This is a genomic window from Rossellomorea sp. SC111 (genome assembly GCF_024733565.1).
Lineage (GTDB): Bacteria > Bacillota > Bacilli > Bacillales > Bacillaceae_B > Rossellomorea.
In genome coordinates this window covers 52,307-62,970 of the sequence record NZ_JANIOC010000002.1, presented here as the reverse complement: position 1 = coordinate 62,970, position 10,664 = coordinate 52,307, and the positions used below count along the sequence as shown (strand labels likewise).

The following is a 10,664-nucleotide window of genomic DNA, read 5'->3' as shown; positions in this document are numbered from 1 at the left end:
TTAAAGGACCCCAAGTGACACAAAGGCCCGGGCAAAAATGCATTTTTGCCCGGGCCTTTGTGTCACTTGGGGAAATGAGCCAAAAATCACTTGGTAATAAATAATATACTATGTTGCCTTTTATTCTTCTTCAAATCCTATCTTCACTTATGTAAATACCCCGTAAATTTATCATTGTTCCTCTTAACACTCTATCTTTTTAGCATACTTGCGTGTTATAATCTTTTAGATTGAGTATTAGGAGGTTTTTCACATATGATTCAGGTATCAGATGTAAGCTTACGTTTCGGAGATAGAAAGTTATTCGAAGACGTGAATATAAAGTTTAATCCAGGGAATTGCTACGGACTTATCGGAGCAAACGGTGCTGGTAAATCAACATTTTTAAAGATTCTTTCAGGAGAAATCGAAGCGCAGACCGGCCACGTATCCATGGGGTCGGGAGAACGACTTGCTGTCTTAAAGCAGGATCACTTCGAATATGAAGAATATGAAGTACTGAAAGTTGTCATAATGGGGCATACCCGTTTATATGAAGTCATGCAGGAAAAAGATGCCATCTACATGAAAGAAGATTTCTCTGATGAAGACGGCATGAGAGCGGCAGAATTAGAGGGTGAATTCGCAGAGCTTAACGGTTGGGAAGCTGAATCGGAAGCCGCCATCCTACTAAAAGGCTTAGGAATCAACGAAGACCTTCACACGAAACAAATGTCCGAACTGACAGGTGGAGAAAAAGTTAAAGTACTATTGGCACAAGCACTATTCGGCAAGCCGGATGTACTTTTACTCGATGAGCCTACCAACCACTTGGACATCCAAGCGATTCAGTGGTTAGAAGACTTCTTGATCAATTTCGAGAACACAGTCATCGTTGTATCACATGACCGTCACTTCTTAAACAAAGTATGTACACATATTGCCGACCTTGACTTTGGAAAAATCCAAGTGTATGTCGGGAACTATGATTTCTGGTATGAGTCCAGTCAATTAGCACTGAAAATGGCTCAGGATCAGAATAAGAAGAAGGAAGAAAAGATCAAAGAGCTTCAGGCATTCGTTGCCCGGTTCAGTGCAAATGCATCTAAATCGAAACAAGCCACTTCCCGTAAAAAATCGTTGGAGAAAATTTCATTGGATGACATCAAGCCAAGCTCACGTCGGTATCCATACGTACAATTCAAGCCCGAGCGTGAAATCGGAAACGATGTCCTGCGTGTTGAAGGTCTTACAAAAACGGTTGATGGAGTAAAGGTCTTAAACAATGTTTCATTTATCCTGAATAAAGAAGACAAGATCGCACTTGTCGGAGCAAACGAAATTGCCAAGACCACTCTTTTCAAAATCCTTGCAGGAGAAATGGAACCTGATAGCGGCACATTTAAATGGGGCGTTACGACATCCCAGGCTTACTTCCCAAATGAAAACTCAAAGTACTTTGAAGGAAATGAACCTTCCCTGGTGGACTGGTTACGCCAATACTCACCGGAAGATGAGAGTGAAACATTCCTTCGCGGATTCTTGGGTCGCATGCTTTTCTCAGGGGAAGAAGTATTGAAGAAACCGAGTGTCCTTTCCGGAGGGGAGAAAGTTCGCTGTATGTTATCCAAGATGATGCTTAGTGGGTCCAACGTTCTTCTACTTGATGAACCTACCAACCACTTGGACTTGGAATCCATCACGGCATTAAATAATGGATTGATCAACTTCAAAGGGGCGATGATTTTCGCATCCCATGACCATCAGTTCATTCACACGATCGCAAACCGCATTATCGAAATCACCGAAGATGGTGTCATCGATAAAGAAACAACCTACGATGAATTCCTGGAAATGAAGGCTGCCATGAAGGCGTAAAGAGATATAAATTAAAAAAGCAGATGCCGAGAAATCGGCTTCTGCTTTTTTGTTATGTGTAACAAGAGCTATGAACTATGTCCACTCTTCACTAAATACCCTTTGATTTGAAAGTAGCTGATCTCTTTCGGCAGCTCTTCTTTTATTGGTTTCAACAGATCTGTCCCTGCCTTTGAAACGGCATCTCCGATCAGGCTTTCCTCTTCTTCTGTAAATAGGATGCTCCAATCATCGAGTATACCTTCCTGATAGGTACGGATGATATGATTTTCAATCGTAGCGGTACTCATCCCCCGCTCTTTCGCAATCTCTTTAATTCCCTTGTGATCCTTAAATAAGGCATAACTGATCAAATAGGATGCTGTATCAGATTTATTTGTCTTATTGACGGGTGCCGGCTTGACTATCTCCACTTGATGTGTTGGATTTTCTTCTAAAAACGATGAAATTTCCCCAATGAACATTTCTCCATAGCGATCTTTCTTACTTTCCCCTACTCCGCTCACCTGAAGAAATTCTTCGGAGGTTCTCGGCATTTTCACACACATATCCTGTAAAGCCTTATCTGAGAAAATAACAAAGGGCGGGACCCCTTCTGAGTCTGCAATTGATTTCCGGAGTGCTCTAAGGGTCTGGAATAAACCATCTTCCTTAGGGATAATAGCAGAAACCGTAGGCTGTACCTTTCTAGATACGGTTCTTTCTCCCATTAATACCTCTTTCCCCTTGGATGACACTTTCAAAACGGGAAAGCTGCCGCCTTCAACCTGGATGACCCCTTCAGAAATCAAATAATCGATGAACAGTCCGACTTCTTTCTGTGATTGATCCTTCATTAACCCATAGGTGGAAAGCCGGTCAAATCCCCATTCTAGGATTTTCTTATTCTTTGATCCCGTCAGCACGCCACTGATCAAGGACGTTCCAAACCTCTCATTCATTCTCATCATGCAGGATAAGACCATTTGTGCTTCCTTTGTAACATCCTCGGATTCTCTCTCATCCAGACAATTGCTGCAATGGCCGCACGCTTCCTCTACACGTTCCCCGAAATAGGTCAGAATGTAGTTCTGTAAACATGATTCTGTATGGACAAAATCAACCATGTCACGTAATTTCAACATCTCATTCTGGTGCAATTCCGGATTTACGATATTTTGATCAATGATGTACCGCTGCGTCTGTATATCCTGAGGGGAAAACAATAAGACACATTCGCTGTCCACTCCATCACGACCTGCCCTGCCAGCCTCCTGATAGTATCCCTCCATATTCTTCGGGATTTGATAATGAATCACGAAGCGTACATTCGACTTGTTAATTCCCATTCCAAACGCATTGGTCGCTATCATGATCGTAATTGAGTCATTCAGGAAAGCCTCCTGCTGGTCCTGCCTTAATGTATCAGAAAGCCCTCCATGATATTTCCCGACGGATACTCCTTTTTTTTCAAAAAACATATAGAGGTTTTCAACTTCTTTGCGTGTCGCACAATAGATAATGCCTGAATGCTGCTGATTCTTTTTTACATACCTTTCTACCCAACGCTTTCGATCTTCTCCTTTTACCACCTGGAAAAATAAATTCGTCCTCTGAAATCCAGTTAATACTTTGTATTTTTCCGGAATGTGCAAGTGATGAAGGATATCGGATTGCACTTGGGGAGTGGCAGTCGCTGTAAGAGCAAGTATCGCAGGGTTCGAACGGAGTTGGTTCACTGCCCTGTAGATCCCTAAATAGCTTGGTCTGAAATCATGGCCCCACTGGGATAAACAATGGGCTTCATCAACAGCTACAAGGGGAATGGGCAATGTATTGAGGAAATGAATGAATCCATAAGATTCCAATCGCTCGGGAGCAATATAAACAAGCTTGTATTCCCCTGATGAAATCTCTTCCATTCTATTTTCCACTTCACTGTTTGAGAGAGTACTATTAATAAAGGTAGCGGGAATTCCTTGATGGATCAATGAATCCACCTGGTCTTTCATCAGGGAGATAAGGGGTGAGATCACCAGGGTCACGCCATCCTTCATAAGAGCTGGGATCTGGTAACAAAGTGATTTCCCCCCCCCTGTAGGCATAATGCCCACGGTGTTTTTTCCATCTAATATGTATTGAATGATAGTTGCTTGTCCATCCCTGAATTCATCATAACCAAAGTATTGCTTTAATACTTTTTTTGCTTCTGTGATCACAATCTTCCCTCCAAATGATATTCTTGTCCCTATATTGTATTAAAGAAAAGCGGAGGTGCCAATAGGAAGTCCAAAGTTCCGACAAAAAAGCCCCCTCTTTCTCTCCGTTTTGAGGGGGCCATATTTTTATAACGAATGGACTTTCTCGCCATTATGCCATGTTTCCACAACCCTGATGTTGTTTAATTCATCGTTTGAGACCTCTGCGGGATGTCGATCCAGCAGTATGAAATCAGCACGTTCCCCTTCGGAGAGGGTTCCTGAATTATGTGGTTCATTTAATTCAATGATGGTGGGCATAGTCGTATATCCTCTATAAGCTTCATTCACTGTCAGCTTTTCCTGCGGCTGCCAACCACCTGATGGGTTTCCAGAAAGGTCGGTCCTGTTCACTGCTGCAAACATCCCTTCGAAAGGATCCAGCGAACCTATGGGCAAGTCGGAGCTTAATGTATAAGGGATACCCCGGTTTACAATACTTTTAAATGCATCGCAATATGGAGCCAGATCTTCTCCCACCCACTTTGCTTTCTGGTCCCATTCCCCCATCAAGAAAGAAGGCTGAGTTTCAATCGTGGGTTTGATTTTCTCCAACCGATACAATAAGTCCTCCCCCAGGGTTTGAGCATGGATGATTCTGTGATGTAACGTATCGGTTCGTGCTTCTTTCTGTTCGAGTGCGGTGATCGCCTGTTCAACCGCTTGATCGCCGATGGCATGCATGGCTACCTGCATTCGATTTTCACCTGCGAGCTTTACCAGTTCATTAAGCTCCTCCTGGGAATAGATCAAGATACCGTTTGTATCAGGCTTGTCCTTATATGGAATCCTCATGGCAGAAGTATGAAGACGTTGAGTACCATCAAGGAAGATCTTCACAGCGCCCACCTTTACATGCTCTGTGCCTTCACCTGTCCGTTCTGTATTGCGCTCGAGAAAATCTTTCAGATGTTCTTTTTTAAAAATGTAATGATGTAAATATACTCTAATTGGTAATTCCCCTTCTTCTTCCAACTCGGTATAAGCCGTCCACAATCGATCGTAAGATCCAATGAAATTCAGGTCGTCCGTGTGAATGGTCGTAATCCCATGTTTGAGCATATGAGGGATTCCATGTTTGATTGCATCCTTGGCATCCTCACTGCTTCTGCTCCGGAAATGATGTTTGATGAAATGGACGGCACTATCCTTGAAACGACCTGTCCACTCCCCACTGTCATCTCTTTCTTTAAAAGCATCTGGGATTTCATTAAATTCCTCTTCATCCTTTAATAATTCCATGACTTTATGATTCACAATGCATTCATGGCCATCCTGATGAAGAAAGAACATATACGTATGTAAATGCAGTTCATCCAGATCCTTACCGGTCAAAAGATCTTTTCGGTCTTTAAATTCACTGTCATCCAGACCTCTTCCTACGATCCAATCCCCATTCTCCATCTCGGGGTAATATTCAAGAACTTCCTTTTTCATCTCTTCCCAACTTGTCACATGTCTAAGGTCCAGTTCCCTCTTCATTAATCCATAACGCAAAAAGTGCATATGTGAATCATGAAATGCCGGGGACAGCACCCTTTCCATTCCATCGATTACTTCCTTCGTTTCGCTTTGACTTTCCCCTTCTGTGATCTCCCTTATTCTCCCCTCCTCGATCGTTACACTATATTTCTTAGCGGGGTTTGTATATTCATGGCCGTCATATAATCGAACATTCGAAATCTTCATTAGACATATCCTCCTAAAGGGTTGGTATATTCTTGTTTATACCTCAACCCGATTTAATTAAACGTAAAAAAAGCTGTACATGCATATTCGCATGTACAGCTCCTTCAATGAATCAGAACCACCTAAATGTTTTTTCTTCTTTATTTTCCTCAACTGGTTTGGTCAGCTTCCAAAAACCGTCCCACACAGTTTCTTTACTTTCATTTTCAACGGAAGTACTTTTCACTTCTTTCTCTTTCTTGGACATGGTGCTCCCTCCTTTAATACATAAATACATTACATACTATTCAAATGTAAAAAAAGAGTTTAATCATTTTTTCGCGATTCAAGAAACAGTTATTATCGTGATTAGAAAAAGAACCAATCAGGGGATTGGTTCTTTACGTTCAATCATGATGATTTCATTGTTGGATGGGGATTATCCACCACTTGCAGTACTTTGGTGGAAGTCACCATATCTTCTTTACAAAGCGGACACTTAGGTGTATCTTCACTTTTGAAATTGTCTCTCATCCAGCCCTTACAATCTTCAGCGGAACAAGCCCAAATCTTTGTTTCCTCTGTTTTTATTTCTTCCTCAACTTGATTTCTACGACCAAAAGCCATTGAACGTCCTCCTTTAAGGTAAGTAGGATTTCCTTGCTATGCTTTCTAACAGGAAAATATTGATTGTGGTAATTTATGCTGCAGATAGTATGTGGTCAGTAATAGTACGTCAAATAATCGGATAAAATGCCTCGATTATTTCCATTATACCATACTTGACTCCATTTTAATATATCAACAAGAAAGTATGGGCTTTATGTAAACATGCACAGAACGAATCATTTTTTCTTTTTGCTCCTTGAGGAATGCGCCATCACCCCACCTGGGATTTCCTGACTGGTCGTTCCTTGCCCTTCTACTTGAGAAGAACCCAGAGTGGCTTTAGATGCATCTTTTTTCCTGTTGCTCATCGTAATCACCTCCATTTCTACCGTTCCCATTTACATCTTTTATTATGTACATCGCTTTATAAATCCAAATTGGCCCATTCAATGAGTAAGAAACGGTTACATGGGAAATCTAATCATTACATTATGGTTTTAGGGTGTTGAAGTCCGTGTTCAAACGAAAAGAAAGTAAGAAGAGTATAGATCAAGGTTCTCCCCACAGCTTTGATATTGAGGTCTTTCATAAGGAATTGCTTGTTTTGGTGAGTGATAGTGAAGATTTAGTATTCAGGGTCATCACAAAAGGGGATCAAAAAATCGCAGTTGCTTATTTTGACGACCTGATAAACCCAACTTCCATGCAGGATAGCATTATCAGACCCCTTGAAGAATCCAAGGAAGAACTGAACCATCATCTGATCAAAGATACGATTAATATCGCTAAGCTTACAACAACCAACGCCATTACTGATGTAGTCGATAATCTTGTGAACGGGACTGCTTATATCTTTAAAGAGGGTGATACCCACGGGATATTAGCTGATGTGGCGGATAAAGGCACCCGTGCACTTGAAAAGGCGGAAACCGAATCATTAGTGTTCGGTCCGAAAATCTCATTCACTGAATCCATAACGAAGAATCTCAATTTGATTCGCTCAAACATCAACGATCCAAAGTTATGCGTTGAGACTTTTATGTTGGGGTCAAGAACGAAGAAAAAAGTTCAAATGGTTTATATTAGTGATATTGCGGAGGAAGAAAACGTCAATACGTTCAGACAGCGAATCACAGAAATTGAAATAGACAGCATTGTGGATTCAACTGTACTTGCTCAATTGATTGAGGATAATTCATTCACTTTTTTCCCTCAATTCATTACGACAGAGCTGCCCGACCGGTGCACCATCTCCCTTCTTCACGGTAAGATCGCATTACTTGTGGATCGAAGCCCAACGGCGATCATCGGACCATCCACATTCATGAATTTCTTTGAATCTACCGAAGATATTTATATGAGATGGAATATGGGTACTTTTCTGCGGATGATCCGCTTTGTAGCGATCTTTTTTTCTATTCTTTTAACTCCGGCATATGTAGCTGTTCTAACATATCATTATGAAGTGATTCCTTCTGCTCTCTTAGTATCATTGGGACAGTCACGATCAAATGTGCCCTTCCCTCCGGTTTTCGAAGCACTTTTATTGGAATTTATCATTGAATTATTAAGGGAGGCTGGTGCCAGATTACCAACCAAGGTAGGACAGACGATGGGGATCGTGGGTGGTATTGTCATCGGGCAGGCATCAGTCCAAGCAGGATTCACCAGTAATATCCTGATCATCATCATTGCGATTTCCGCTCTTGGTTCCTTTACTGCTCCCAGCTATGCCATCGGGACTGCAGTTCGGATCATACGATTCCCAATCATCGTCATGGCAGGATTATTTGGCGGTGTCGGAATCATGTTTTGCTTTTGCTTCATACTGATTCATTTACTTAAGATCACAACGTTGGGAAGACCTTATTTGTCTCCCATCTATCCTTTCAGATTTTCTGATTTGAAATACAGTATATTTCGCATGCCATATCAGTATTTAGTCAATCGTCCCGTCTCTAATCATCCCATTGACAAGGGACGTATCCCGATCAAAAAAGCGAAGATGAAAAAAGACGTCGATGAGTAAAGGATGAAGTGTATGGAGATCAATGTGAATCCTAAAGAACAGCTGATGTTTAATGCATTTTTGCTTATGTTTATTTTACATACAGCCCAAACCGGGGTAGGGATTGCCGGATTACCAAGGATCATCTATATGGAGGCGAATAGGGATGCTTGGATCTCGGTGATTATTGCCGGAATCCTTGTTTCCTTTGTGTTATTCCTCATGGTCAAAACACTTGAAACCTATGATAGTGCGGATTTATATGGGATCCATATGGACGTATACGGAAAATGGATCAGTAAAGGAATGAATGTACTTTATATCCTTTTTTACCTGAGCGTGACGTATGTCATCCTGATGAATTACATCGAAATGGTGCAAGCGTGGATCTTCCCGAGGATGCCGACTTGGCTTTTAATGGGATTACTTATTTTTTTACTGGTATACGGTGTTCTGGGAGGTATCAGAGTGGTAGTCGGAATTGCTTTCTTAGGGCTTATCCTGGCATTTTGGCTTTTATTCATGATCTATACTCCCGTAAAGTTCATGGACTTCAACCACCTTCAACCTATCATGACTTCCTCTCCCAAGGAAATCATGATGGGTGTATATAAGACGAGCTTTACCATCATTGGCTTTGATTTAGTATTATTTATCTATCCTTATATAAAGGAAAAGAAAAAAGTGTTAAAGTATGCCCTCATCGGCACTGGATATTCAACATTTTTATTCACTTTGGTGACCGTTGTAAGCATTGGTTTTTTCTCAGAGGACGCTCTTTTAAAGACGATCTGGCCGGTTCTATCCATGTTCAAGATCTTGAGGATTCCAAACCTGGAGCGGTTTGAATTCATCGCCGTATCCTTCTGGATGTTAGTCATCCTTCCAAACATATGCATGTACTTTTGGGTAGCGACAAGGGGAATGAAGAGAGTATTTCATTTTTCTCAGAAAAAAGCGATCTATCTCTTCGCAGCCATCCTATGGATTTCATCACTATTCGTTCATGAAAGAGTGACGATGAATACTATTACGGATAAAGTGGGTACAGCAAGTTTTTTTCTCTCTTTCATATATCCCGCTCTCCTGTTTATCCTGGTCAAATTAAAAAATATCGGGAACAAGAAAAAAGGTGTAGAAATATGAATAAAATCTTGTTGCTCTTTTTGATCTGTATACCTTCCGTTTTCTTAAGCAGCTGTGTGGAAACGAAATATTTAGAAAAGCTCGGCCTGATTACCGCCGTCGGGTATGACCAGGCTGAAGATGACAAACTCAAGGGGACGCTCGTCCTCTATCAATTCAACCCTGCCATGGAGGATGTCGAAAAGATCCTCTCCACCACGTCTAAAACCAGTAAAGGTATCAGGTTATCACAGAATCTGGAATCTGATCACAAGCTTGTGTCCGGACAATTGAGGATCGTTGTATACGGTCGGGAGCTTGCAGCCAAAGGGATTTCTCATCTGGTGGATACACTTGAAAGGGATTCCGCCATCGGGAATATGGTGTATTTAACGATAGCCGATACGACAGCTGAAGAAATCTTAAGGTATCAGACGGATGAAAGACCTTCAAATAGAGGGACCTACCTTTACAATTTAGTCAGGCAAAACGTAGAGGCAGAGATGATTGTTTCTCCCACCCTTCAAGAATTCATCACTGATTACGGAAGCGTCGGTAAAGACCCCATCCTTCCCTTATTGACTGCTTCAAATGGGAAGGTGGGCATAGACGGCTTCGCATTATTCACAAGGGATAAGTTCATTAAAGAAATTAAAAAAGACAAGATCTTCTTCATCCGTTCTTTAATGGAAGACTACGACGCAGGAAGTGTAGAGGTTGAATTACCTTTGGATAAGTTCAAGCCTTACATATCCTCCCTCCCTGCAGTTCCACATAACGACAAAGTATATTTTATGATTGACAGCATTAGTTCTTCCTATAAGATTCAGACAGAAAAAAAAGAACGGGCTTCATTCAAGGTTGAATTGAACATTGAATCACGAATACTCGAAATGACTGAAGAATTGAAATTGTCTAAACCAAAAGCCCTCCAATTGGTTCAAGATGAAGTTGAAAAATATATTGAAAAGAACATTAATGATACCCTCATGATGCTGCAGGAAGAAGGAACAGATCCGATTGGGTTTGGAATGGTGTACAGAAGTATCAGGGGGCATGAGGATTTGACGAGAAAAGAGTGGGACAAACTATACAAAGAGGCTACTTTTGATGTGAACGTGAACAACAAAATCATCAGGACGGGTGTTATCGATTAACAA

At 41.4% G+C, this 10,664-nt stretch carries 9 protein-coding genes; 4 read left to right on the top strand and 5 right to left on the bottom strand.

The features are described from left to right. The first annotated feature begins 255 nt into the window (after positions 1-255). A complete protein-coding gene (locus NQ095_RS02385; protein ID WP_258261914.1) occupies positions 256-1,857 on the top strand; it encodes an ABC-F family ATP-binding cassette domain-containing protein in 1,602 nt (533 codons plus the stop codon). A gap of 68 nt (positions 1,858-1,925) precedes the next feature. Here the strand turns inward: NQ095_RS02385 and recQ are convergent, their stop codons facing one another. The 5 genes from recQ to NQ095_RS02360 all read right to left on the bottom strand — a co-directional run bounded on the left by recQ (position 1,926) and on the right by NQ095_RS02360 (position 6,739). Next, positions 1,926-4,055, bottom strand: coding sequence for a DNA helicase RecQ (gene recQ / locus NQ095_RS02380; RefSeq protein ID WP_258261913.1), 2,130 nt, complete (start codon positions 4,053-4,055; stop codon positions 1,926-1,928). A 126-nt stretch (positions 4,056-4,181) separates the two neighbouring features. Continuing rightward, a complete protein-coding gene (locus tag NQ095_RS02375) occupies positions 4,182-5,783 on the bottom strand; it encodes an amidohydrolase (RefSeq protein ID WP_258261912.1) in 1,602 nt (533 codons plus the stop codon). Between the two features lie 112 nt (positions 5,784-5,895). Continuing rightward, a complete protein-coding gene (locus NQ095_RS02370) occupies positions 5,896-6,030 on the bottom strand; it encodes a hypothetical protein (protein ID WP_258261911.1) in 135 nt (44 codons plus the stop codon). A gap of 143 nt (positions 6,031-6,173) precedes the next feature. Beyond that, on the bottom strand, positions 6,174-6,389 hold the full coding sequence (locus NQ095_RS02365) for a cold-inducible protein YdjO-related protein (RefSeq protein ID WP_034758928.1): 216 nt from the start codon (positions 6,387-6,389) through the stop codon (positions 6,174-6,176). Between the two features lie 218 nt (positions 6,390-6,607). After that, the gene (locus NQ095_RS02360; RefSeq protein WP_258261910.1) at positions 6,608-6,739 is read right to left on the bottom strand and encodes a YuzL family protein; all 132 of its coding nucleotides are present in this window, start codon (positions 6,737-6,739) and stop codon (positions 6,608-6,610) included. Between the two features lie 146 nt (positions 6,740-6,885). Between NQ095_RS02360 and NQ095_RS02355 the strand changes: the two genes are divergently transcribed. The 3 genes from NQ095_RS02355 to NQ095_RS02345 are packed head-to-tail and all read left to right on the top strand — an operon-like array spanning position 6,886 to position 10,661. Continuing rightward, on the top strand, positions 6,886-8,400 hold the full coding sequence (locus NQ095_RS02355; RefSeq protein WP_258261909.1) for a spore germination protein: 1,515 nt from the start codon (positions 6,886-6,888) through the stop codon (positions 8,398-8,400). Positions 8,401-8,412: 12 nt separating this feature from the next. Then, on the top strand, positions 8,413-9,525 hold the full coding sequence (locus NQ095_RS02350; RefSeq protein ID WP_258261908.1) for a GerAB/ArcD/ProY family transporter: 1,113 nt from the start codon (positions 8,413-8,415) through the stop codon (positions 9,523-9,525). After that, positions 9,522-10,661: a Ger(x)C family spore germination protein gene (locus NQ095_RS02345; protein WP_258261907.1), complete on the top strand. Its 1,140-nt coding sequence runs from the start codon at positions 9,522-9,524 to the stop codon at positions 10,659-10,661. The genes NQ095_RS02350 and NQ095_RS02345 overlap by 4 nt, the downstream gene beginning before the upstream one ends. The last annotated feature ends 3 nt before the right edge of the window (positions 10,662-10,664 follow it).